Source organism: Bordetella tumbae (assembly GCF_054780995.1).
This window is the reverse complement of sequence record NZ_BAAGVG010000023.1, coordinates 264495-289979: the sequence shown is the minus strand read 5'-3', so window position 1 is coordinate 289979 and position 25485 is coordinate 264495. Positions and strand designations below refer to the sequence as shown.

The following is a 25485-nucleotide window of genomic DNA, read 5'->3' as shown; positions in this document are numbered from 1 at the left end:
GCGCGGTTTTTCACGCATTTGGCGATAGAGGCAAGCCCATCCAGGCATGTGTCTTGCTGGCCTGCCCTGCTTTCACAGGGAGGTCACGATGCGTAAATTGAACTTGAAACCGCTGGCTGAACAAGTGCTCGTCATCACCGGGGGCAGCAGCGGTATTGGGGCGGCAACCGGCCGCGCCGCCGCCCGGGCAGGTGCTCGGGTCGTCTTGGCTGGCCGCGATGCGGCTGAATTGGACAAGGTGGCAGAATCGATCCGGACTGAAGGCGGTCAGGTCACGACCGTAACGATGGACGTCGGGATCGAGGAAGATCATCACAGATTACTGCAGGCCGCGCTGGAAGCCTATGGTTCGGTCGATACCTGGGTGAACAACGCCGGCGTGTCTATTTTTGGACCATTGCAAAGTGTGCCGATTGAAGATCAACGCAAGCTCTTCGAGACGGACTATTGGGGTGTGGTGTATGGCTCGCTGACGGCCGTGCCCTATCTGCGAGAGCGAGGCGGTGCGCTGATCAATGTGGGCAGCGAGGTCTCTGACCGCGCGATTCCCATGCAGGGCGCATATTCTGCCGCCAAGCATGCGGTGAAAGGATTTACCGATGCCTTGCGCATGGAGCTGATGCATGAAAACCTGCCAGTGAGCGTGACGCTGATCAAGCCCGGGTCCATCGATACGGACTACACACGCCGCGCTCGTAACTATATGGATGTCGAGCCCGTCTTGCCGCCTCCCATTTATTCGCCGGAAGCGGTAGCGCAGGCCATTCTGTATGCAGCCCACAAACCGCAGCGTGATCTGTATGTCGGCTCGGCAGCCAAGATAATGGCTTCCCTTGGCCATCGCGCACCGGGCTTGATGGACGCGCTGGGAGGCTGGCTGACACGGCATCAACGCAGCAACGTCCCGGCCAGCGAAGGCGGCGATGGGTTATACGAACCTGGCGTCCGAACCGCAACGCCGTCGCCCTCAAAGGTTCGGCGCCATAGTTATTACACGGAAGTCAACACGCGCGGTAAAGGGATGTTCTGGCTGGGGACGGGTGCGGTGCTGTTGGTTGGCACGGCACTGGCTCGACGTCGCCACTAGGTCAGGGCTGCATCCGCGGCGATGGCGCCTGTGACGCCCAGAGCCAGCTCCAGCAGTGCCCCCAGATCGCGCATCCCCTGGACGGCATCTGCGGCGAACCAGACGGCGGCGCAACGTCTGCCGCGGGCACGGAGTTCTGCCAAGTCGGCCTGCGCCTGGGCGGCTTGGCATCTGCCCAGTTCGTTGGCGTCGCAGGCCTGGCGGCCGATGAAAAGATAAGCACCGCCTGCTGGGCCGCCCTTGTGCAGTTGGCCGCTGGCATGGAGATAACGTGGCCCGAATCCCGCGGTGGCCGCAGTACCGGACAGGTCTCGTAGCCGGCCTTGCCAATACGAGAGCCACGCGCGGTTACGGGAGTTGCACGGAACGTAAGCGAGCAACGCGAAATAGCGCGCAGCCTGCGTCTGCAGCCATTCGCCCAGGTCCTGTTTACTGCCGGTGTCAACAATCAGACTGCCGTAACGTTGCCCGTTTGCCGGCGTCACAGGGGCACCGAGCAATCGGCGCGTGCGCGATTTGCTGGCCTCCACGTCCGGCTGATCAAAGGGATTGACCTGCAGGATGGAGCCCGCCAAGGCGGTGGCGAATTGCCAGCGATAGAACTCCTGCGCCAATGCGGCGCCGTCGCCGATTTCCACATCGATGACCGCTTGGCCGGCCGATCGCAAGGCATCCCGTTGCCGCTCCATGGTGGTCCCATGGCGCAATATGACGAACAGGCGGTCTGATGAATACCGGTTCGCCTGCGCTATCGGCTCTTGATTGACAGGGATCAAGCCGCCGCCAAGCTTCCCTGTCGATTCGGCTAACAACTGCTCAATCCATTCGCCGAGACCCTCGAGCTCAGGTTCAGCCCAGATAGTGACCTTGTCGCGGTGAGCGAGGGCCGCTTCGCCTAGCGTAGCCCCTAACAAAGCGGCAGGATTGTTGTTCAGTGGAACTCGCGGCCCGCAGTGATTACGCAGCAGCTTGGCATTGCGTAGAAACTCCATCGGGTCGTGGCCCATCAGGACCAGCGGCACCAGGCCAAAGGCCGAGAGCACAGAGTAGCGTCCTCCCACTGTCCGATCACCGGTAAAAATGGCGGCATACCCTTGCTCCTCTGCAAGAGCCTGCAACGGCGAACCCGGATCGGTAATGGCGCAAAAGTGCCGGCCCGCACTATCACCGATACTCTCGCGAGCAACTTCATAAAAGTGCCGGGCGAGCAGTGTTGATTCCATTGTCGTGCCCGATTTGCTGGCCACAATGTGCAGGCAGCTTTCCGGCGCAACCCGGCGCTGCAGTGCCGCCACTTGGTCCGGGTCGGTCGAGTCAAGTACATGCAAGCGTAAACCGCCCGCTGTGCTACCCAAGGCATTTTGCAGGACATGTGCCCCCAGGGCGGCACCGCCCATGCCCATCAGGATCGCGTTGACGCAGCCGTTGTCTCTCAGCCGCGCACATTGAGCCAGATAACGCCGTATCACAGGTTCCTGCCGTGACGGGTCGACCCATCCCATCCAATTGCTCTCGTCAGTATCGGTCCATAGTTTGGCGTCGCCTGCCCATAACCGCGATACCCATCGCTGCGCCCGCATAACCTGTAACCGTTCGGCTACGCGACGTCCCAGCTCTGCAGGCAAATAAACGCGCTGGCGATTGATCGCCGCTGGGTAGGTGTGGCGCGGAACTGATGCCGATTGCGTGACCGAGTACTGAGAGAGCGATTCGAGCATGGGAATTTCCCTGAGGGCTGATGAGGTGGGATAGACACATACTGCAAGTCGCGTACCCAACCAGGAACGAGGCTTGCTGCTGCGCCAGCATGAATACCTCCCCTGCCCGATTCCTGATTCGATCCGCACAAATCGCCGCCGGAGGACGATCAAATGACTGAGATCGAGAACGTTGCCAACTACATGCGCCGTCGCAGTCTGACGCTGGCAACGGCTGAAAGCTGCACGGCCGGCCTGATTGCGGCTCAACTGGCCGAGGTGCCGGGTGCGGGCGGCTTACTGGAGTGTGCGTTCGTGGTCTATTCGCCTGCCGCCAAACGCAGTTGCCTGGGTGTTTCCGACGAGATTTTGCGTCAATACAACCTGACCAGCACCGAGGTCTCGTGCGCCATGGCAAAAGGCGCCTCTGAGCGGTGCGGCGCGTCGGTGATCATCGCCAACACCGGTGTGGCCGATGATGGCGGCGAAGGCGTCGAGGCCGGTACGCAATGCTATGCCTGGCTGCTGCGCGCGCCCGGTATCCCAACCAGAATTTACACCGAGACACGCCAGTTTTCCGGTAGTCGCAACGAGGTCAGGCAGATGGCGGCCGAGTATGCACTGCAGCGTATTCAGCACTATCACGCGCAATGGCTGGCATCTCGAGAGCGCGGAAATAACGATGATTAGTTTGCCTGACTTGTATGCACAGTATGAGGCATGCGGTTCAAAACGCGGAGATCTGGCCAGGCACGTTACTTGCTCCTGAAAGAAATGAAAGGTCCATAACAAGGAGCCAATATGTCGAGCACAGTACTGATTGTCGCTGGGGAAGCGTATCCGCTGGTAAAGACAGGGGGCTTGGCCGACGCTGTGACGGGGCTGGCCCAGGCGTTGAGCCAATCGGGTGCTCAGGTACGGATATTGTTGCCGGCCTATCGTGGCGTGTTGGACAAAGTCCGTATCGACGCCAGTTGGCCGATCGATGGTCTGCCCGGGGGCCCTGCCCGCCTGGTTTCCGGTCATTGCCGCTCCACGGGCCTGGCCTGCCTGCTTCTGGACAACCCTGCCCTGTTTGATCGCGCCGGTTGCTATATCGACGAGACCGGCCACGACTACACGGACAATGCTTGCCGGTTTGCAGCGCTGGCGCATGCTGCCACTGCCGTGGCGACAGGGCTGCCGGGCCTGGAACGACCCGCCATCGTACATGCTCACGATTGGCACGCGGGATTGACGCCGCTGCTCATCAAAGGCGCCGGACTGCGATCGGTAAAAACGGTACTCACCATCCATAATCTGGCGTTCCAGGGAGCATTCGATCCCGGCGAAGTGCGACATCTCGGCCTGCCGGCCGGTGTACGCGAAGCGGCTGGACTCTATGCCTGGGGACGTCTGAATTTCCTGCAAGCCGGCATTCTGCATGCCGATCGCGTCACGACAGTCAGTCATACCTATGCGCGCGAAATCCTGGGACCCGAACGGGGTTGCGGATTGGACGGCGCACTGCGGTTTCGGGGCGATGCGCTGGTGGCGTTGCCTAATGGGATTGACGACGAGTTGTGGAATCCTGCCACGAATGTCCATCTGCAACCCAATGGATTCAGTGTCAATAATCTGGGCAATAAATCCCGCTGGAAAGATCATGTGCAGCGAGCCTATGGCCTGGACCCGGCTCCGAGTGCCTTGCTGGTGGTGTCGTGCTGCCGGCTGACGGAACAGAAGATGGCCGACCTCACGGCGCATGCGTTGCCAGATGCACTCGCGGCACACCCGAGATTGCAGTTTGCCTTGCTGGGCAAAGGCGACCAGAGATTCGAAGAGGCGTTCAGACAGATCGCAGCGAAACATCCTGGACGTTGCGGGGTGCATATCGGTTATGACGAGGCCGTCGCCCACCGCCTGCTGGCGGGCGCGGACGTGCTGTGGCACCCGAGCCGGTTTGAACCCTTCGGATTGACGCCGCTTTACGCGATGCGCTATGGCACTTTGCCCATTGTGACGGCAGTTGGGGGACTGGCAGATTCGGTCCAAGATCCTGGCCCGCATGCCGGGGAAGCCGCCATGATGCACGCCAATGGCTTGGTAATGGATAGTCAGGACGCAAACGGTGTGATGACGGCCCTGGCACGCGCTGCGCATTTACGGGCGCATGATGCGGTATGGCGCCGAATGCAACGCAACGCCATGACGGGTTCGCACGGATGGTCGCATGCCGTTCAGAACTATCTGGACTTGTTCGCTGCGCTGACAGGTAGTCGCCTGACGATTGCGCAGCGGCGTTCCGAACAAATACGGCCGGGCAAGGCGGCGCGGGCTCAATCAGCCGTGTCAGCGTAAAACGAGGATGGTGCTGCCCCACTCCCCTACCCTGCGGCTGTTGCGCACGACGCAACTCGAGCGTGACGCGCTCGCGCCATGGATGCGCGCAGGTGTCAATGCCGTCCTGCTGCCCGCGCCGTGGCGCAGCGCTGGTGCGGGAAATGTTCCGCATGATGCCGATTTGGCCGCCGACGGCAGCGAGCCGGCCGTTGACATCGTCGCGCGCCAGGCCGAGTATGTGCACGCAATGGGGCTGGCCTGCTATGTTGATGTGATACTGGATCGCGTTGCGCGAGATGCCGTAGCAACGACGGTACATGCAGACTGGCTCGCCGTGGATCAGGATCTGCCGGAGCTGGATCCACGGCGGCCGCTGGACGCATTGTCGTCGCAGCAAGTACGAGGCAACGGCGAAGATTTCCTGCGTGCCTGGAGCGAACGCCTCGGTAAATGGTTGAGTGCGGGAATCGATGGCTACTATCTTCAACGGCCTCAGGGCCTCTCGCCTGACGTCTGGGCAGCGCTGCTGGGCAAACTGCGCCACACGCATCCTGAAGCACGCTATATCGCGGCCACGCAGGGCATGACAACGCACGATTTGCAGCAGCACACGCACACCGGCTTCGATTGGACAGTCAATTCGCTGCCCTGGTGGGATGGGCGGCACGACTGGTTCGCGCAAGAAGACGTTCGTCTGCGCGCCGTGGCCCCAGTATTGGCGCCGCTGGACGCACAATCAGACGCCCGCCAGGCGTGGTTGGCGGCGTTCTGCGGCGATGGATTGCTGGTTGACGCCAGCAATGGTGCCACGCCCACGAGTGAGGTGCTTGCGGCGTTGCAATGGCATGCCAGCAACGGTCTTTCAGGCCCGCTGACGGTCGTCGGTGGACAGGCCGGGCGGGCAACGTTGCTGTTGCGCAAGTCGCAGGACGATGCGATGGTGGGGATGGCCGTCACGCCACACGACGAGTCATCCAGTGCCATCGATCTGGCGCCGTCGGCGGGAGTATTGCCGGCCGGCTCTTTGGCCGAGCAGGATGCGCCGCCGGCGTTGCGCGCCCGTCATGGCGCTGTCGGCGCCAGCGGTTGTTCCCTGCTGCTCTGGCAAGAGCCGGCCGAGGTGCAGTCAGACGCACGTGCGCCAGCCGACGAACGCCAGCCGCAGGCGCCTAGACTGGCAATCGAATCCGTACAACCGGCTCTGGAACCTGATCGCCTGCCCATCAAGTGCATAGCCCATGAACAATTGATGGTGCAAGCCACATTGATCATGGACGGTCACGATCAGTTGGCTGCCGATTTGTGCTGGCGCGCTTGTGACGAACGTCATTGGCATCGCGTTCCCATGCAATTACTCGGCAACGACCGTTGGGAGGCAGCGTTCGCGCCGCAACGTATCGGGGCTCACGAGTATCGGGTGCAGGCATGGCAGGATGTCTGGGCTGGATACTGTCATGAATGGCACAGCAAGCACGCGGCGGGCCAGTCCCTGCACATGCCCTTGCGCGAGGGCGCACAATGGCTGACGCGCACGATCGCAAAGGCCGAGCGTGACAATGTGCCGGCCGAGGTCCGTACCCGGCTCAAGCGCGCCCTGAAAACCCTGAAGCAGGTCTTTGATGGCGGTGTGACGCTGGATCGTGCTCTACAGCAGTTAACGGACCCTTTGTTGGCCGGGGCCATACGAGAAACGGCGCAACGGCCGCATGCGCGTGCCAGCGTTGTATATCCGTTATGGGTAGATCGCAACCGCGCCCGCCATGCGGCCTGGTACGAGCTGTTTCCACGCTCTCAGGCTGCGACCGGTCATGGCAGCTTTGACGACGTCATCGACCGGTTGCCGGATATTCGAGCGATGGGCTTTGATGTGTTGTATCTCACCCCGATTCACCCTATAGGCGAGCGCAACCGAAAAGGCCGCAACAACAGTTTGACGGCTAGTCCAGACGACGTCGGCAGTCCCTATGCGATTGGCTCGGCCGTTGGCGGACACGATGCGGTGGCACCTGAATTGGGCACCTTGGAGGATTTCGACCGTCTGGTGGCGGCGACCCATGCACAGGGGATGGAAATGGCCCTGGATTTCGCTATCCAGTGCTCGCCTGATCACCCATGGCTAAAGGCCCATCCAAACTGGTTCTCGTGGCTGGCCGACGGCAGTCTGCGCTATGCCGAGAATCCGCCAAAGAAATACGAAGACATCGTCAACGTTGCCTTTTACGAGAGCACACCGCCGTGGCGCCGCAAGCCCTCGTTGTGGCGGGCCTTGCGCGACATCGTGCTGTTCTGGGCGCAGCGCGGCGTGCGTATATTCCGCGTGGACAACCCCCACACGAAGCCGCTGCCTTTTTGGCAGTGGTTGATTGCCGAGGTACATGCCAAATACCCCGATATCCTATTCCTGTCAGAGGCGTTCACGCGCCCCGCCATGATGTACCGGCTCGCCAAGATCGGATTCACGCAGTCGTACACCTATTTCACGTGGCGTAACCACCGGCAGGAACTGGCGGAGTATTTCACTGAGTTATCAGGCGAGCCGGTAGCGAGTTTTTTCCGGCCGCATTTCTTTGTCAACACACCGGATATCAATCCATACTATTTGCAGTCGCATGGCCGCCCGGGATTTCTGACGCGCGCCGCACTGGCGGCAACCGGATCAGGGCTATGGGGTATCTACAGCGGTTTTGAGCTGTGTGAATCGGCTGCATTGCCCGGGCGCGAGGAATATCTTGACTCCGAAAAATACGAGTTACGACCGCGCGATTGGCACATGACGGGCAACATCCGCACGGAAATTACGCAGCTCAATGCCATCCGCCGCGCCAATCCCGCCCTGCAAACGCATCGCGGTTTCCAGCCATTGAATACGTGGCCCGACACAGTGATGGCCTATATCAAACGCGCGTCTGGCGGCGCCAATGTGATTCTGGTCGTCATCAACCTCGACCCTCAACAGAGCACAACGGCCGAAGTACGACTGCCTGAGCCTGTCGCTCAGGCCGAAGATCTATTGACGGGTGGGCACGAAGCCTGGCACGGCGGCGTTGCTCACATCCGGCTCACGCCCGAGGCCCCCTACTCTATCTGGAGATTACCGGCCGAACCCTGCAGGAGCGCCACATGACTCAGACACCTATCGACGATCTGCTCTGGTTCAAGGATGCCGTCGTGTACCAGTTGCATGTCAAGTCGTTCTTCGACTCGAACGACGATGGCGTGGGCGACCTGCCTGGCCTGTTGGCCAAGCTCGATTATGTGGCGAACCTGGGGGTGACTGCCATCTGGTTGTTGCCGTTCTATCCATCGCCGCGTCGCGATGACGGATATGACATCGCAGACTATCGAACTGTCCATCCCGACTATGGCACGGTCAGTGATTTGCGCCGCTTGATCCGTGCTGCACACGAGCGTGGCCTGCGCGTGATTACCGAACTGGTCGTCAACCATACCTCAGATCAGCACCCATGGTTCCAGCGCGCCCGGCGCGCCAAACCGGGTTCGGCGGCCCGAAACTACTATGTGTGGTCCGACTCTGACCGCGATTATGCCGATACTCGCATCATTTTCTGCGACACCGAGACATCGAACTGGAGCTGGGACCCTGTCGCCCAGGCCTATTACTGGCATCGCTTTTACAGTCATCAACCTGATCTGAACTACGACAATCCGCGGGTGCTGCGCGAGGTCATCAGCGTCATGCGCTACTGGCTCGATATGGGGGTAGACGGACTGCGCCTGGACGCGGTGCCCTATCTGGTTGAGCGAGAAGGCACCAATAACGAAAATCTGCCGGAGACTCATACGGTACTTAAACAAATACGGGCTGTCATTGAACGCGAATACCCGGGACGCATGTTGCTGGCCGAAGCCAATCAATGGCCGGAGGACGCGCAGGAATACTTTGGCCAGGGCGATGAGTGCCACATGTCTTTTCATTTTCCGCTGATGCCGCGCATGTATATGGCCATCGCCCAGGAGGATCGATTCCCCATCATCGACATCATGCGCCAGACGCCGGACATCCCGGAAAACTGCCAGTGGGCCATCTTTCTGCGCAATCACGATGAGCTGACGCTGGAAATGGTGACCAGCCGGGAACGGGATTATCTGTGGAAGGTATACGCCGCGGACACACGTGCCCGCATCAATCTGGGTATCCGCCGGCGGCTGGCGCCACTGCTCGAGCGTGATCGCCGCCGGGTCGAGCTGATGAACAGTCTGCTGCTGTCCATGCCCGGCACGCCAGTGCTCTACTACGGTGACGAATTAGGAATGGGCGACAACATCCATTTGGGCGACCGCGATGGTGTGCGTACGCCGATGCAGTGGTCCGCGGACCGTAATGGCGGGTTCTCGCGCGCCGATCCGGAACGATTGCAATTGCCACCGATCATGAGTCCGCTGTATGGCTATGAGGCCATCAACGTCGAAGCCCAGCAGCGCGATCCCCATTCGCTATTGAACTGGACGCGCCGCATGTTGGCCCAGCGCCGCCAGAGTCAGGCGTTCGGCCGCGGCACTCTGCGCTTTCTCTCGCCAGGCAATCGCAGGATATTGGCCTACCTGCGCGAATGGCAGGACACCAGCATCCTGTGCGTGGCCAACCTGTCGGCAGCCGCGCAGCCGGTCGAATTGCCCCTGCAGGCATACGCGGGTACGGTGCCGGTCGAGTTGTTGGGAGGCTCGGCATTTCCGGCGATTGGGGAGCTGCCTTATCTGCTGACCCTGCCGCCTTATGGATTCTATTGGTTCGAGCTGAGCCGCGACGCCAGTGTTCCGGCCTGGCATGCCCAGGCGCCAGAGCAGATGCCCGAACTGATTACGCTGGTGCTGAAACCGCGCGGCGATCTGGCCCTGACCGACGGTGCCCGGCGCGCCTTTGAAAACGAGGTCCTGCCCGAGTATCTCGCCCGCCAGCGCTGGTACCCGGGTAGTACTGCACGAGATTTAAGCGTGAGCGCCGTCCTGCCGCTGCCGGGTCACGAGGGACAGTACTACTGGCTCGCCGTCCATCACGCGCCTGACAAGCCTGATCTGCAGCTACCGCTGGCCCTGATATGGGACGACACGGTCGACGTCAGCTATCCCGCGGCCCGGTTGCGGCGTGGCGCCGTGACAGGCTACCTGGCTGATGCATTTCTACAGGAGGCGTTCGTCCGGGCACTGGTGGATGGATTGCGCCAAGGCGCAGGCGATGGCGGCCCCCTGGTTTTCAATGCCGAGCCTGCGGCCCGGGAATTGGCCGATGCCGAGACGCCCACGGTGCGCTGGTTGAACGTTGAGCAAAGCAACAGTTCGGCCATTGTCGATGACCAGGTGATGGTCAAGGTGCTGCGTGCACCGCCGCAGGGCCCTTCCCTCGAGGCAGAGATGGGGCGCAGGCTGGCTGCCAAGGGATTCGACAATACGCCCGCATTGTTGGGCACGCTGCAGTGTCAGCGCGATGGCATAAATACGACGCTGGCGCTGTTTCATCGTTACGTGCCCAATGAGGGCGATGCGTGGACGTGGACCCTCGATTATCTGCGACGCGTACTGGATGCGGCCTTGGTCGCTGACGAAGACGTCAATGCCTTCGAAGAACATTTGGCGGGCTATAACGCGTTCGTTCGCGTCATCGGGCAGCGGCTGGCGCAGATGCACGCCGCGCTGCATGAGCCCAGCGATCACCCGAGCGACAGCGATGAAACGGCGACGCGTGTGTTGGCGCAGTTGCGGATGGCGGTGGACGTGATTCATCACCATCACGCCAGCTTGCCTGCGGCCTTGCAATCCAGCGGCCAGTGGCTGGCTGAACATGCCCCTCGCCTGGAAGCATGCATTCGAGAATTGGCGGTAACCGAACATGGTGTACCCCGCCAATCGGTGCACGGTGATTTTCATCTGGGTCAGGTGCTGGTCGTGCAGACGGACGCCTATTTGATTGATTTCGAGGGTGAACCGCTGCGCGATGCCGGGCAACGCCAGGCGCCGAGTACGGTCTACAAGGATTTGGCGGGCATGTTGCGTTCATTTGACTATGCAGCGAGTGTCGCGGCCCGCGCCACCGCCTTGGCGCCCATGTCGCCCGAGGGGCCGGGTGCTCCACCCTCAGACGCATTGGCCGGCACAGTATCTAGCCATCATGACGTGCTGCTAGGACGTTTCCGCGCGTTGGCCACCACGGCTTTTCTGGCGGGCTATCGCGAAGCGCGATCGGATGGCGCGGCATTGCCGTCCGATCAGGAACAGTCATTGTTGGCTTTGGCTCAACTCGAGAAGGCCGCGTACGAGGTGTGCTACGAGGCGGCCCACCGTCCCGACTGGCTGCCAGTGCCACTGGCAGCGCTGGCTGAGCTGGGACGTGAGCTGCTATTGTCCGCAGCCCTGCGCAAAGAAGGCCCTGGGGAGGAACCGCGATGAACAATGACCGTCTCTCGGACGATGATCGCCGCGCCTTGCTGGATGGCTCTCATGGTGATCCATTCTCGGTGCTCGGCCCGCATGGAGATATCCTGCGGGTGTTGATGCCTGGCGCGGTCAGCGTGCATGCTGAATTGACTGACGGCGACACGATTACTCTGTCCGGACAAGGTGGCTTATTCCATGCCCAGGTACCTGACCTGAGAGCACGCGGGCCGCTGGGCTACCGCTTGCGCGTGCGTTGGCCGGATAGCGAAGAGGTGTTGTTCGATCCTTATGCCTTCGATTCGTGCTTGTCGGACGAGACGCTGGCAGCGTTCTCACAGAGCGATTGGCGCGCGGTGTTTGACATGCTGCCGAGGCTGGACGAATGCCAGGGCGTGCCTGGATTGCGTTGCAGTGTATGGGCGCCGAACGCCCGCCGTGTATCGCTGGCGGGCGACTTCAACGGCTGGGACGCGCATCGTCATGGTATGCGTTTACGCCATCAAGCCGGCGTGTGGGAATTCTTTCTGCCGCACGCTCAGGCCGGTCAGCGCTACAAGTTCGCCATCCTCGATCATCAGGGACAATTGCGTTGGAAAGCCGATCCGCTCGCCCAGCAGGCCGAATGCCCGCCGGCTACTGCCTCTGTGATCACGGACCCGCAATCGCACGAGTGGCAGGACGGCGCCTGGATGAAGGCGCGCAACGCCACACCCGAACGGCCAGTATCTATCTACGAAGTGCATGCAGGCTCCTGGAGCGATGAGAAAGACTGGGACAGCCTGAGCGACCGCTTGCCCGCGTACGTCAGCGCCATGGGATTTACCCATGTGGAGTTGATGCCGGTGGCCGAGTATCCGTTTGGCGGATCCTGGGGCTATCAACCTCTAGGGCAATTCGCGCCCACTGCACGGTATGGGCCGCCGGCAGCGTTGGTGCGCTTCATCGATCGCTGCCATGCCGCTGGACTGGGAGTGATCATGGACTGGGTGCCGGCACATTTTCCCGATGATCCGCACGGATTGGCGCGCTTCGATGGCACAGCGCTGTACGAATATGCCGACCCGCGCGAGGGCTATCACCCGGATTGGCACAGCTGCGTCTATAACCTCGGGCGTAACGAAGTCCGCGCCATGCTGCTGGCCAGTGCCCATCAGTGGTTGAACCGTTTTCATGTCGATGGGCTGCGTGTGGACGCTGTAGCGTCGATGCTGTATCGCGATTACAGCCGGGCACCGGGCGAGTGGATCCCCAACCGCTATGGCGGGCGAGAAAATCTGGAGGCCATCGACTTTCTGAGGGCGCTCAATGACAGTGTTCACGAGCGTGAGGACGGCAGCATCACGGTAGCGGAGGAATCCACGGCATGGCCCGGCGTGACCGGCCCCACCGCTGGCGGCGGGCTGGGCTTTGACTATAAGTGGAACATGGGCTGGATGAACGACACGCTGCGTTATATGAAAGAGGATCCCATACATCGCCGCTATCATCATCGCGACATGACGTTCGGTTTGGTGTACGCCTATTCCGAGCATTTCATTCTGCCCCTGTCGCATGACGAGGTCGTCCATGGCAAGGGGTCGCTATTGACCCGGATACCCGGGGATGAAGAGGCACGCATCGCCAATCTGCGCGCCTACTTTGGCTATATGTGGATGCACCCCGGAAAAAAACTGCTGTTCATGGGCGGCGAGCTGGCGCAGCCGCATGAATGGCATCATGACCACGTGCTGGATTGGGACCTGCTGGATCAGCCCTCGCATCGTGGCGTGCAGCACCTCGTGCGCGCATTGAACCAGTTTTACCGCGACGAACCTGTGCTTTACCGTGCCGATAGCGACCCTGCTGGCTTCGCCTGGACGATCGGTGACGATGCCGACAATAGCGTACTGGCCTTTGAGCGGCGCAGCGGCGATGGCCTGCCGTTGCTGGTGATCTGCAATCTGACGCCCGTGACGCGCCATGGCTACCGCGTCGGCGTCTCGCGTGGCGGCAACTGGCTCGAGCGGCTCAACACCAGCGACGTGGCATACGGCGGACACCTGCAGTCCGACGGCCAGAGCTGGCGTGCTGAAGAGGCCCCGGCCCACGGCCATCCTCATAGTTTGAGCCTGAGCTTGCCTGGCCTGACGACGCTGGTGCTCAAACCTGTGGATTGACGAGGAGACCTACTCATCATGGATGCAACCCTCTCAACGCCCTTGATGCCCGGAACCCCCTACCCGCTGGGCGCGACCAGTGATGGCCTGGGCATCAATTTCGCCGTCTTTTCTGCCAATGCGACGCAGATCGACCTGTGCCTGTTCGACACAAAGGCCCGCAAGGAATTGCGGCGTGTGCGATTGCCCGAATGCACCGACGAAATCTGGCATGGCTACTTGCCCGATGCGCAGCCGGGGCTGATCTATGGCTATCGCGCACACGGTCCCTATGATCCACAGCATGGCCATCGCTTTAATCCGAACAAACTGTTGATTGATCCCTATGCGCGCCAATTGCATGCGCCGCTGCGTTGGGGGGACGCCCTGTTCGGCTATCGTATGGGGCATCCTCGCGGCGACCTGACGCTGGACCGTCGTGACAGTGCACCGTTAATGCCCAAGGGCATTGTCACTGCCGACGTGCCGTTCAATTGGGGAAACTCACGTGCACCCGCGATTGGCTGGCAGGATACCGTCGTCTACGAAGTGCATCTGCGCGGTGCATCGATGCAGCGCGACGATCTGCGCGTGCCGATACGTGGTACGGCTGCCGCACTGGGCGACGCGCGCTTTATTGATCATCTACTGCGCTTGGGCATCACCACGCTGGAGATCATGCCTGTGCATGCCTTTCTGCAGGACCGGTTCCTGATCGAAAAAGACCTGCGCAATTATTGGGGCTACAGCACATTGTCATATTTCGCGCCCGAGCCGGCCTATACGCCGCAAGGCGCCAACGAGCTGCGCCAGGCGGTGCGGCGTCTGCATGCAGCCGGTATTCAAGTCTGGCTCGATGTCGTCTACAACCACACGTGCGAAGGCAATGAATGGGGTCCGACAGTCTCCTGGCGCGGGCTGGACAATGCGAGCTATTACCGGCTCATTCCCGGGGAGGAACGGCACTATATCAACGATACCGGTTGCGGTAACACCCTGAATCTGTCGCATCCGCGTGTGCTGCAGATGGTCGTGGATTCGCTGCGCTATTGGGCCGAGTCATATGGTATCGACGGGTTCCGCTTTGACTTGGGCGTGACACTGGGACGCGAAGGCACGGGCTTTGATCCCGGGTCCGGATTTTTCGATGCCATCCTGCAGGATCCGCTGCTGGCGCGTTGCAAGCTGATTTCCGAACCGTGGGATATCGGCCCCGATGGTTATCAATTGGGCAATCATCCTCCGGGCTTTGCGGAATGGAATGGCGTGTTCCGCGACACGTCACGGCGTTACTGGCGCGGTGATGCGGGCCAGCGCGGCCCCATGATGGATGCGCTCACGGGCTCGCGGCCGCTGTTTGACCGCCGTCATCGCAGGCCTTGGGCCAGCATCAATTTCATCACGTCGCACGACGGATTCACGCTGGCAGATCTGGTGAGCTATGCCGAGCGGCATAACGAGGCAAATGGAGAGGACGGCCAGGATGGTCACCCCGATAATCTCAGCCATAACTGGGGGGCTGAAGGCCCCACCGATGAGCCAGAAATCCGCGAAACCCGATTGCGGGTGACCCGTGCATTATTGACCACGCTGCTATGTGCCGATGGCACACCGATGCTGTTGGCAGGCGACGAGTTCGGTAATAGTCAGGCCGGGAATAACAACGCCTATTGCCAGGACAATCCGCTATCGTGGTTGGACTGGGCACAGGCAGACAGTGCAGAGGGACGCGAGCTCGGCCAATTCGTATCACGCCTGACGGCCTTGCGCCGGGCGCATCCCAGCCTGCGTGCCGAGCGGTATGGCGATCCAGGCCAGGAGTTGGCGCCATCATTACGTCGCATAGATTGGTTTGAGCCTGGCGGCCAATACCTGGAACAGCCAGACGACGGTGCTGCATTGGCGCTGCGCCGATGTGCGGTGCGTACCGATGGTGCAGTGGACGTCACTTTGCTGATACTGAACCCGACAGCCGAGCCGCTGGCCTTTACGTTGCCGGCACCGGATTTGACGTGGACACTGGACCTGGACACCGCAGATTTGGCGTCCGCCAGCGAGCCGCCAAACGGTGAGGTGCTGGTCCAGGGACACAGCGCAATGCTGCTGTCTGCCACGCATGCGGGAGGCGCTGCATGAGTCCGTATTTTGGGGCCAATGTGCAGCCTGACGGCAGCGCAGTATTCAGACTCTGGGCCCCTACTGCGGGGCCGGGCCTGCGTCTGGAAATCTCAGGCCGCGCGCCGATCGATTTGCAGCCGCAATTGGATGGCTTGGTCGAGCATCGTGTCCCTGATTGCCCTGCAGGCACTCGTTACTGCTATCGCCTGGGTGATGGAACCCGGGTGCCGGACCCCGCATCGCGCCTGCAGGATGGCGATGTGCACGATTGCAGCATTGTGATGGGACAGGACGACTATTTGTGGCGCCACGTTTCGTGGCAGCCGCCTCCGTGGGAACGCACTGTGCTTTATGAGGTGCACGTGGGGCTCGCGGGCGGCTACAACGGTCTGCGCGAACGGCTTGCCGATTTGGCCGCGCTGGGTGTCACTGCTATTGAATTGATGCCGATATCTGACTTCCCAGGTCCGCGCAATTGGGGCTACGACGGTGTGCTGCCTTACGCGCCCGACACGGCCTACGGCACACCCACAGAGCTGAAGCGCCTGATCGACTGCGCCCATGGGCTGGGGCTCGCCGTGATGTTGGATGTGGTCTATAACCACTTTGGCCCGGACGGGAACTACTTGCCTCGGCTCGCACAGCCTTTTTTTCGCGAGGGTGTGACCACACCCTGGGGCGCAGCGATCGATTTTCGCCGGCCAGAGGTCATGCGTTTTTTTGAAGATAGCGCTTGTTATTGGCTCGATGAATATCGTTTTGACGGTCTACGGTTGGACGCCGTGCATGCCATCGAGGACGAGAACTGGCTGCTGGCTTTGCCGCAACGACTGCGAGAGCGCCTCGCACCACGCCGGGTCTATCTCGTGATCGAGGATGATAAGAATCGATCCCGCCTGCTGCGCGCCGGCTTTGACGCGCAGTGGAACGACGACGGCCATCATGTCCTGCACCACCTGCTGACTGGAGAGACCGCGAGCTATTACAGCGATTATGCCGAGTCCCCCGCCCGCGTACTGAGCCGTTGCCTGGCACAAGGCTGGCAATATCAAGGGCAGGCATCACGTTTTCGAAACGGCAAACCGCGCGGTGAGGCCAGCGACGATTTGGCCCCCTCCTCTTTCGTCTGGTTTCTGCAGAATCATGATCAGACTGGCAATCGCGCATTCGGCGAGCGATTGATTCAATTATGCGACGAGCAGGCGTTACAGGCCGCAGTGGCGCTGCAACTCTTGTCGCCAAGCATACCGATGATGTTCATGGGCGAAGAGATCGGATCGAATGCGCCCTTTCTTTACTTCACCAGCCACACCGATGAGGCGCTGGCCGATGCCGTGCGGCATGGCCGTCAGCGTGAGTTCGAGGCGTTGGCGGCCGTGGCCGATCTGCTTGACCCGAACTCGCCGGACACTTATCAACGCAGCTGTCCATGGCCCGAAAACAGCATTGAAAACGCATGGAAGACCTATTACAAGCACCTGCTCGATTTGCGCCAACGGTACCTGTCACCCTGCCTGGCGGGTTCGCGCAGCGAAGCCAGCATAGTCCTCGGCCCTGCTGCCGTTCAAGCGCAATGGCGGTTGGGTGATGGCGCGCTGCTGACCCTGTTGACTAATCTGGGATCAGAACCATGCCGCCTGCCCCAGGCTCTCTCGGCTACGCAACGCCAGGCGTTGCGCTATGAAAGCGTCGACGGCGGCTTGGCCCAGGCGGCTATCGGTGAGCTACCCGCCCGCTGCACACTCTGTTTACTGGAGGAACCGAAGTGAGCGACGCAGCCGCGCGAGACCTGTCCGCTCTGGCCCGTCGCTGCGGACTGCAGGAGCATTGGATAGATGCCCACCGGCAGGCGCGCCGCGTCGGGCCAGAGCAACTGCACCGGCTGCTTCGCGCGCTGGGGGTGCATTGCGAGAGTGCTGACGATGTGGCGGCCGCCCATGCTGCCCTGGACGCGACGCAACGAGGTACGCCTGCCCTGCTCGTCGCGCGTGCTGGCTATGTTTTGCCGTTACCGCAATGGCGAGACGGGCCTGCCGATCTGGTTTCCGGAGCCGACGAAGACGTGCATCCAGTCACCCTTGAGTCACACGCACAAGGAGCGCAGCTGCGGCTACCGATCAAGCCGGGCTACTACGAGCTGCGGCAGGCCGGGCAAGCAGCGCAGCGGCTGGCCGTCACACCTCGAGCGCCAGATATGGATGCCCTGCTGGGACGCTCTGAACCGCGCAGCTGGGGCGTCATGGCGCAGGTCTACAGCCTGCGAGAAACGCACCTCGATCCCGTACTCCGCACCTGGGGACATGGCGATCTGGCTACTGTGGCGAGCTTGGCAAAACGCCTGGGCAGCGCGGGCGCCGATGTGCTGGCCTTGAATCCACTGCATGCCATGTTCAGCGCCGATCCTGCCGCGTGCAGTCCCTACTCTCCGTCAAACCGGCTGTTTCTCAATGTGCTCTACGCTGCGCCGGCTCAGGTGCTGGGCGAGGCTGCTGTGCGTCAAGCGTTGGACTCATTGCCGCCCAAGGACTGGGCCGCGTTGGACCAAGGCGCTGAGATCCATTGGCCTCGTGCCGCTGCGGCCCGGCTGCAGGTGCTTCGCCGCCTGCACGAACAGTTTGCGACGAGGGATGCGTCGCTGCAGCGCGACTATCGGTCTTTCTGCGAGCAACAGGGGCAACCCCTGCGGGATCATGCTGTTTTCGAGGCCTTGCACACCTTTCATATCGCGGCGGCGGGCCAGATACAGCCATGCACGACCTGGGACAAAACATGGCGTGATCCTCGATCCCGCCACGTACGGGATTTCGCCGATCACCATGCCAAGGATGTCGATTTCCATTGTTTTACCCAATGGCTGGCGATGGCGAGCCTGGCTCATGCTCAGGCCACTGCCCGCAATGCGGGCATGGGAATCGGCTTGTTGAGTGATCTGGCAGTGGGTGTCAGTCCTGCCGGCAGCCAAGTCTGGAGCGATCCTGATAGCTTTCTGCACGGTGTATCGATCGGTGCTCCCCCGGATATTCACCAACCGCGTGGTCAATCCTGGGCGCTGTCGGCGTTGTCTCCGTCCGCCATGCAGCGCCGCGGTTATGACGCGTTCATCGGCGTGCTGCGTGCGGCATTGGCCCGTACCGGCGGCACGCGCATAGACCATATCCTGGGTATGGAGCGCCTTTGGTTAGTGCCCGAGGACGGCGACCCGGCTGATGGTGCCTATCTGCACCTGCCTGTCGATGCGTTGCTCGGCTTGATCGCGCTGGAGGCTTGGCGCCATCGCAGCTTGGTGATTGGTGAAAATCTCGGCACCGTGCCCGCCGGTTTTGACGACCGGCTGCGTGATCACGGTATCGGCGGGATGAATGTGCTGTGGTTCATGCGGGATTCCGAAGCAGAATCGGCGCCATTCATGGCCCCTGAGCAGTGGCCGCGCGATGCTGCTGCACTGACCACCACGCATGATTTACCGACCCTGATGGGATGGTGGCACGGTACAGACATCCACCAGCGCCGAGACGCCGGCCGGTTGAGCCCGGAAAAGACGGCAACACAGCTGCTGACAGAGCGCCAGGCAGACAAACTCGCGCTATGGAGCTGCTTCGGTGATGGATCGCCCTTGCCGGCCAGTGCCCCTCTGCCTGCGATGCTTGCCTTTGTAGCGAGTGCCCCGTGTGCGCTGGCGCTGGCTTCGCTGGAGGATATTGCCGGGCTGGATGAGGGCCCCAACGTGCCGGGCACAACGGTCGAGTTTCCCAATTGGCGGAGGCGATTGCCAGGAAATACCATGACCGCGATGGACTCGCCTCCATGGCGTGACCGGCTGCTAGCCCTGCGTCAGACCCGGGAACGCTCATGACGCGCCGCGCGGCTTTACGCCAACAACTCGACGCCAGCTCAATGTCCACCGATCGCTCTCGGACGAGTGTGCCTGTCCACCAGGGCGAAAGCGCAACGCCTCCCGGCTTGATCTACTACGACGATAACCAGCCAGGACTAGGACGCAAACGTGACAAAGATGGCGAGTTCCGCTACTACGATACCGAGGGCCGCTTGATCCGCGACGAAACGACACTGGCCCGTATCCGGGCGCTGGCGATACCGCCGGCCTACGAAGCGGTATGGATCTGTCCATCGCCTGCCGGTCATCTACAGGCAACGGGCCGCGACGCGCGCGGGCGCAAACAATACCGCTATCACCCGGACTGGACGGCCGATCGCAATGCCGGAAAATTCCAGCAGTTGGCGCTGTTCGGGGCGTCCTTGCCGAAAATTCGCCGCCAGGTCGCAGAGGATTTAGCGCGGCCAGGCCTGCCGCCGGAACGCGTGCTGGCATTGATCGTCACCTTGCTGGAACGCACCCTGATCCGTATCGGTTCAGACGAGTACGCGCGTGAAAACAGATCGTATGGGCTGACTACCCTGTCGCGCCGTCACACCACCGTGGCAGGCAGCCAAATACGCCTGACCTTTACCGGTAAAAGTGGCATCGTGCACGATGTCACCCTGCGTGACCGGCGGCTGGCTCGCCTGATACGACGCTGCATGGAAATCCCAGGCCAGCGTTTGTTTCAGTACCAGGACGAATCGGGTGTGCGCCATGCCGTTGACTCCAGCATGGTGAATGACTACCTGCGCGCGGCGGGCGCAGGCGATTTCACCACCAAGCACTACCGGACCTGGGCAGCGTCGGTGTTGGCCTTTGAGCTGCTGCGTAACGATCCGGCGGCCTCACCGCCTGACGTGATCAAGGCCGTAGCGCGTACATTGGCTAACACCCCGGCCGTCTGCCGCAACTGTTATGTACACCCAGCGGTGCTCCAGGCGCACGAGGCGTCCGCGTTGAGCAGCAACGGACCTGCACCGCGTTCGCCCAAGGGGCTGAGCCCGGCGGAGCGCCGCTTTCTGGCGTTCTTGCGCGATCAAGACACATCAGTATCGTCCTAGGAATGACGCTTGCGGCACGGGTGATTTTCAATCCTTGCCGGAGCTCGATCATGACGACACCTGCTACCTCCCCCGACCCCTACGGTCCGAGTGATTCATCGGACTCAGCCAATGACCGGCCCGCGGAGCCTGCCGACAGCGATGCGGCGGGCACCGGCGAACGTGCCTCGGCCGAGCCTCCGACCATCCAGGATGACGTTGGCCGCGACATAGATACCGATCAAGAAGTCAATGCCGACCAGGCCGGCCTGTCGCGCGCCCCGGCCGATCCGGAGCGCAACGGCGGCTTGCCTCCCGCATCTGGCCGCTCGCTCGGCGGCGAAGAAGAAGATTGATTTCTTCTAATGCGTGAATCGGGGCATGCGACGCTGAGCGTAGCGGTACGTTCAGCGTCTGCCGTCCCGTGCTCCCGTGCTGTTTGCGCCGCCGTACGTCAGAGTTCTACCAGGGCACCAATGCCACCAATACCGCGAACGCGACAGCCATTGCGGTGAGAGCGAGCAGACGTTTGGTCTTTGGACCCATGAAATTCTCCAATCCATTCTCTGGTTTCTGCCGCGGTTTGCCGCGCAGGACACAGGCGCTTTGAAAACGAACAACGGATGCTTCCGATGTCGGCGCCGCGCACCTATCAGCGCAAGTGCTGTACCTGATGGGTATAGTCAGCGCTGCCTCCCTCGTATCTCACAATGGACGATTTTCGACGGCTATCGATCAGCGGTCTGGGCTCGAACTGCCGAGCGATCGCTGCCGCCGACACTGCGGCGGCATGAATATTGCGGGATGGACATCTGATGAGCCTCCCTTTCTTTCGGTGATTCGTGCCTGTTCATCTACCTCACGCTTGGATTCAATCGTGCTCTCGTGTCCTCACCTATGCCGCCTCCGGTCCCGCGGCCGTGACGCGCGACGGCGTTCGTCTACCCTTACAGAACATTGCCGCTGTATTGTTGGCCTACGCCTGGATGACATGGCAAGGCTATCCCGAGATCGCGTGGGGCGCATTTTCCGCGCTGTTCGTCGTGCGCGCGAGCGTAGAAGGGACGGTGAGCGAAGCCGTAGCACGGCTCATGGGTGCATTCATCGGTGTGGCGCTCGGCGTTTCACTCGTGCTCATATCGCGCAGTACAACGATGTCTCCGCTCGGGGGCATTCTGATCGGCGTCGGCATCGGGGCCTACCTGTCGGCACGTTGGAACACGCTGAGCTATAGTCTGGTCACGGTCACCATTCTCACCGTCGCGCCCGATAACGATATCCTCAGCGGCGCGTATCACAAGTCCATCGCGATTGTCATCGGTTCGCTATCCGGTGTCGCCGCCTCCGTCGCCGTGCTGCCTTTGTCCGCCCACCTCAGCATGCGATCCAATCTGGCAACGTCGATCGAGATATATGGCGACCTGCTCGTCGACTGGGCAGCCGCCATGAATGAGGGGCGGCTGCGTCCAGATGTGAGTGACAGGCCTGCAATGGAGCACGCACGCTGGCGCGCCAACGATATGGCGTATCAATCGCATGCATTTCCCATCTCTTTCTGGAAACGCAATGCCGCGCATCCGTTGATCAGTGACCTCGACGGATTATGGCGTACGGTACCCCTGATGAAGCGTGTCGGCGGCCTAGCGCTATCGGACAATATCTGTCGACGCCTGGGCCCAGCGCTGGACGAGCTGGCCGCCGCGGCAAAAGAACAGATCGACGGATTAGCCCGAGCCGTACGCGACAGAGGAAGCGAATCGCCCGGCTGTCATACCAGCGAGCCATTCAACCGTCTGAACCGGGTCGTAGAAAGTGCTATGCGCGAGAACGCTTTCAACGCTGCAGAACTGGAAGCTGTCGAGCTGATTCGCTGGGTATGGCATGAGGTTGCGCTGGAGCTTGATCGATTATGCAACTGCATAGAAGCAGCAGACCAGGACGCATAAGCCAGCCCCGTGGCACGCTCAGCTCCTAGTCAAAATCCCCTGCCCCCAACAGCACACGGCCGTCGGTGGGCGTTGAGCGGACGCGGTGAGTGGCCTCTCGTATGGCGTCTGCCCCGCGTTCAAAGGCCTGTAATAGCTCGATTGCATTGTCATCCAGTGCGCCAAAGTTTCGGCGCAATGCGTCTCCCGATATCTCGAACTGCCGTGTGACGCCAGAGATTTCCATATTGAAGATCACCGCATCGCCTTGCGCTTTCGCGCCGGTCGCTTTTGTGAATTTCATCGTGAACGCTCCTTATGTCCAATTACCTTGCCCGTATCTCTATCGTGACGGATCGAAACCGAGCGCCTTCATCGCCTGGGCAATGCCTTGCGGGGCATAGTCCGCCCAGGGATCGTTTCCAACATCCAGCCGTTGATGCACGGTGGCGATCGTCCATTGCGCTGAGCTCTTGAGCGCACTCAACTCGTCCCACGCCACAGGCACCGACACCGGCAGCCCAGGCCTGCCACGCGCGGACCACGCCGCCACCGTCGTACTGCCGAAGCCGTTTCGCAGATAATCGGCAAAGATCTTTCCTACCCGGTTGCGCGGGCCGCTTTTGGCAACAAAAAGCTGTGGGATCGTGCGGGCCAGATGTCGCACAATCTCCGCCGAGAAATCCTTTACCGTATCCCAGCCATACTGCCTGCGGATCGGCACCACAACGTGCAAGCCCTTGCCGCCGCTGGTTTTCAGCCAGCTTTGCAAGCCGAGTTCGTGCAGCAGCACGCGCACCAATTCTGCGCCCTGCTGCACGCCCTGCCATTGCATTCCTTCGCCTGGATCCAGGTCCAATATCATTCGATCTGGTTTAGCGATCGTCGTTTTGATCGCATTCCAGGTATGGAACTCGACGACGTTCAATTGTGCTGCCGCCAGAATGCCCTCGGCCTTGGCGATTTCCATCAGTGGAGGATGTCCAGGCTGCAAGCGCTCGGGCAGCATCGTGACGCCGGCGATGGCAGAATCAGAATGTTTCTGAAAAAAGTGCTCCCCTTGTATGCCTGCCGGCATTCTCATGAAGGAGACAGGCCGCCGGTGCAAGTGTTCCATCATTAACGGCGCGACTAGTGCGTAATAGCGTGCCAGGTCCAGTTTTGTCAGGCCGGACGAGGGATCGATCACCCGTTCTGGATGCGAGAGTTTCAGCGCTTTGGCAGTGGGGACCTGGCTCTCGGTTCGCCTGCGCCGCGTTGCGTTCGCCTTGCCGGCAACTTTCGCTGCAGGGACCGGCTTTTCCCGCACGATTTCCTCAGCGGGTTTATCGGTACGCAGCCCCTTGAACGTCGCATGGCGCACATGACCGCCGTTGGTCCATTGGGCAAACGAGACTTCGCAGACGAGGTTCGGCTGCACCCATCGAATATCTCGGCCCGCCGGAGGACGTCCCTCGCTGATCGCCGACACCGGCTGTTCGATCCGCACCAGTTTCCGGTGCAGGTCATTCAACAGATAATCATCGAAACCGGTTCCCACCTTGCCGGCGTATCGCAGGCCACCGTCACGGCCATGGACGGCCAGCAGCAGCGCACCGAATCCCGTGCGTTCTCCCTTGGGCAGGGTAAAACCCACGATCACGAATTCCTGTCGCCGCCCGCATTTGACCTTGATCCAGTTGTCTGACCGTCGTGATACATAAGGCGCCGACGGCCGTTTACCGATCACGCCTTCGAGCCCGAGCTTGCACGCGGACGCGACCAAGTCCGAAATCGGCTTGTCAAAAGCCTCGCTGAACCGCAGATGAGAGTCCTTTTTGGATTTTTCGATCAGTTGTTGCAGCAACTGGCGGCGCAATGTGAGCGGCTCGCTGCTGATATCTCGACCGGCGATATAAGGCAGATCAAACGCATAGAAAACGATATCTTTTGTGCGTTCAGTATCAAACGCGTTCTGCAGAGACTGAAAGCTGGGAATCCCCTCGCTGGACAGCACGACGATCTCGCCATCCAGCCATGCATTGCCAAAGCCCGTATCGCGCTGCAAGGCGCTCAGCTCGCGCACCAGATGCGGCATCTTGGCGCTCCAATCGTGCCCATTTCGCGTGAACAGCTTGACCTCTGCACCCTCTATCCTGGCCAGAATCCGATATCCGTCGAATTTCATCTCATACAGCCAGTCCTGCGCGCCGCGAGGCATGGCGTCGACCAGCGTGGCCAATTGCGGTTTCATCTGCGCAGGGATTTTTGCTGATCTTCCGGGCAGCGACTCTGTAGACGAGGTCGAGCCATTTTTTCGCGACTTGCTCTTGGCCGAAGACGTTGTGGCCGGCTTCTTGTCACGCAACGGCACCACACTGTCCGGCATTTCGTCCACCACACTGAATTCGGATTCGGGTTGAGCGTACTCGTCTTTTTCTTTGATCAATAGCCACGGAGGCTGCCGTTCAGAGGATTTCCCTTTGAATCGCACGAGCGCCCATCCCCCTCGCATTTTCTGGCCCGCGAGCGAGAATTTCAGGTGTCCCGACTGATATCCCCGGCGGGGATCTCCAACGGGGCTCCAGCGTCCTTCGTCCCAGATGATGACTTTGCCGGCACCGTATTGGCCTTTCGGTATGGTCCCTTCAAACTGGTTGTACGCGATGGGATGATCCTCGACCTGCACCGCCATCCGCTTTACCGACGGATCAAAAGAAGGACCTTTGGGCACCGCCCAGCTTTTCATTGTCCCATTCAGCTCGAGCCGGAAATCGTAATGCAGACGGCTGGCCCAATGTTTCTGGATGACGAATACCAACTCGCCCTCGTTGGTGTCTCCGCCGCCCGAGGGCTCTGGCGTCACCGAGAAATTTCGCTTCTCCCGATATTTTTTGAGGCTGTCCACCATA

The 25485-nt window shown here is 61.0% G+C and carries 15 protein-coding genes; 12 read left to right on the top strand and 3 right to left on the bottom strand.

Going from position 1 to position 25485, the window contains the following annotated elements:
* Positions 1 to 88: 88 nt before the first annotated feature.
* Positions 89 to 1087, top strand: a complete 999-nt coding sequence (locus tag ACYVI2_RS23695; protein WP_415816848.1) for an SDR family oxidoreductase — start codon at positions 89 to 91, stop codon at positions 1085 to 1087.
* Here ACYVI2_RS23695 and ACYVI2_RS23690 read toward each other — a convergent pair.
* Entirely contained in the window at positions 1084 to 2805 is a 1722-nt protein-coding gene (locus ACYVI2_RS23690; protein WP_415816846.1) for a hypothetical protein, read from the bottom strand. The two genes, ACYVI2_RS23695 and ACYVI2_RS23690, sit on opposite strands and share 4 nt — an antisense overlap.
* Before the next feature lie 153 nt (positions 2806 to 2958).
* Here ACYVI2_RS23690 and ACYVI2_RS23685 point away from each other — a divergent pair, with 153 nt between their 5' ends.
* From ACYVI2_RS23685 to ACYVI2_RS23635, 11 genes are all read left to right on the top strand, one after another.
* A complete protein-coding gene (locus ACYVI2_RS23685; protein ID WP_415816844.1) occupies positions 2959 to 3474 on the top strand; it encodes a CinA family protein in 516 nt (171 codons plus the stop codon).
* Between the two features lie 111 nt (positions 3475 to 3585).
* Positions 3586 to 5124 carry a glycogen synthase GlgA gene (glgA, locus tag ACYVI2_RS23680; RefSeq protein ID WP_415816842.1) on the top strand — a complete coding sequence of 513 codons (1539 nt, stop codon included), beginning with the start codon at positions 3586 to 3588 and terminating at the stop codon, positions 5122 to 5124.
* 7 nt (positions 5125 to 5131) lie between these two features.
* Positions 5132 to 8230, top strand: a complete 3099-nt coding sequence (locus ACYVI2_RS23675; RefSeq protein ID WP_415816840.1) for an alpha-1,4-glucan--maltose-1-phosphate maltosyltransferase — start codon at positions 5132 to 5134, stop codon at positions 8228 to 8230.
* Positions 8227 to 11508, top strand: coding sequence for a maltose alpha-D-glucosyltransferase (treS, locus tag ACYVI2_RS23670; RefSeq protein ID WP_415816838.1), 3282 nt, complete (start codon positions 8227 to 8229; stop codon positions 11506 to 11508). Before ACYVI2_RS23675 ends, treS begins: the two co-directional genes overlap by 4 nt.
* On the top strand, positions 11505 to 13652 hold the full coding sequence (gene glgB, locus ACYVI2_RS23665; protein ID WP_415816836.1) for a 1,4-alpha-glucan branching protein GlgB: 2148 nt from the start codon (positions 11505 to 11507) through the stop codon (positions 13650 to 13652). Before treS ends, glgB begins: the two co-directional genes overlap by 4 nt.
* Before the next feature lie 18 nt (positions 13653 to 13670).
* Positions 13671 to 15767: a glycogen debranching protein GlgX gene (gene glgX / locus ACYVI2_RS23660; RefSeq protein ID WP_415816834.1), complete on the top strand. Its 2097-nt coding sequence runs from the start codon at positions 13671 to 13673 to the stop codon at positions 15765 to 15767.
* A complete protein-coding gene (gene treZ, locus ACYVI2_RS23655) occupies positions 15764 to 17518 on the top strand; it encodes a malto-oligosyltrehalose trehalohydrolase (RefSeq protein ID WP_415816832.1) in 1755 nt (584 codons plus the stop codon). The genes glgX and treZ overlap by 4 nt, the downstream gene beginning before the upstream one ends.
* Positions 17515 to 19602 carry a 4-alpha-glucanotransferase gene (gene malQ, locus ACYVI2_RS23650; protein ID WP_415816830.1) on the top strand — a complete coding sequence of 696 codons (2088 nt, stop codon included), beginning with the start codon at positions 17515 to 17517 and terminating at the stop codon, positions 19600 to 19602. Before treZ ends, malQ begins: the two co-directional genes overlap by 4 nt.
* A gap of 41 nt (positions 19603 to 19643) precedes the next feature.
* Positions 19644 to 20690, top strand: coding sequence for a DNA topoisomerase IB (locus tag ACYVI2_RS23645; protein ID WP_415817139.1), 1047 nt, complete (start codon positions 19644 to 19646; stop codon positions 20688 to 20690).
* Between the two features lie 50 nt (positions 20691 to 20740).
* Positions 20741 to 21025, top strand: coding sequence for a MatE family transporter (locus ACYVI2_RS23640; protein ID WP_415816828.1), 285 nt, complete (start codon positions 20741 to 20743; stop codon positions 21023 to 21025).
* 486 nt (positions 21026 to 21511) lie between these two features.
* A complete protein-coding gene (locus tag ACYVI2_RS23635) occupies positions 21512 to 22615 on the top strand; it encodes an FUSC family protein (protein WP_415816826.1) in 1104 nt (367 codons plus the stop codon).
* A 25-nt stretch (positions 22616 to 22640) separates the two neighbouring features.
* Here the strand turns inward: ACYVI2_RS23635 and ACYVI2_RS23630 are convergent, their stop codons facing one another.
* Entirely contained in the window at positions 22641 to 22898 is a 258-nt protein-coding gene (locus tag ACYVI2_RS23630; protein ID WP_415816824.1) for a DUF1488 family protein, read from the bottom strand.
* Positions 22899 to 22937: 39 nt separating this feature from the next.
* On the bottom strand, positions 22938 to 25484 hold the full coding sequence (ligD, locus tag ACYVI2_RS23625) for a DNA ligase D (RefSeq protein WP_415816822.1): 2547 nt from the start codon (positions 25482 to 25484) through the stop codon (positions 22938 to 22940).
* Between the last annotated feature and the right edge of the window lies 1 nt (position 25485).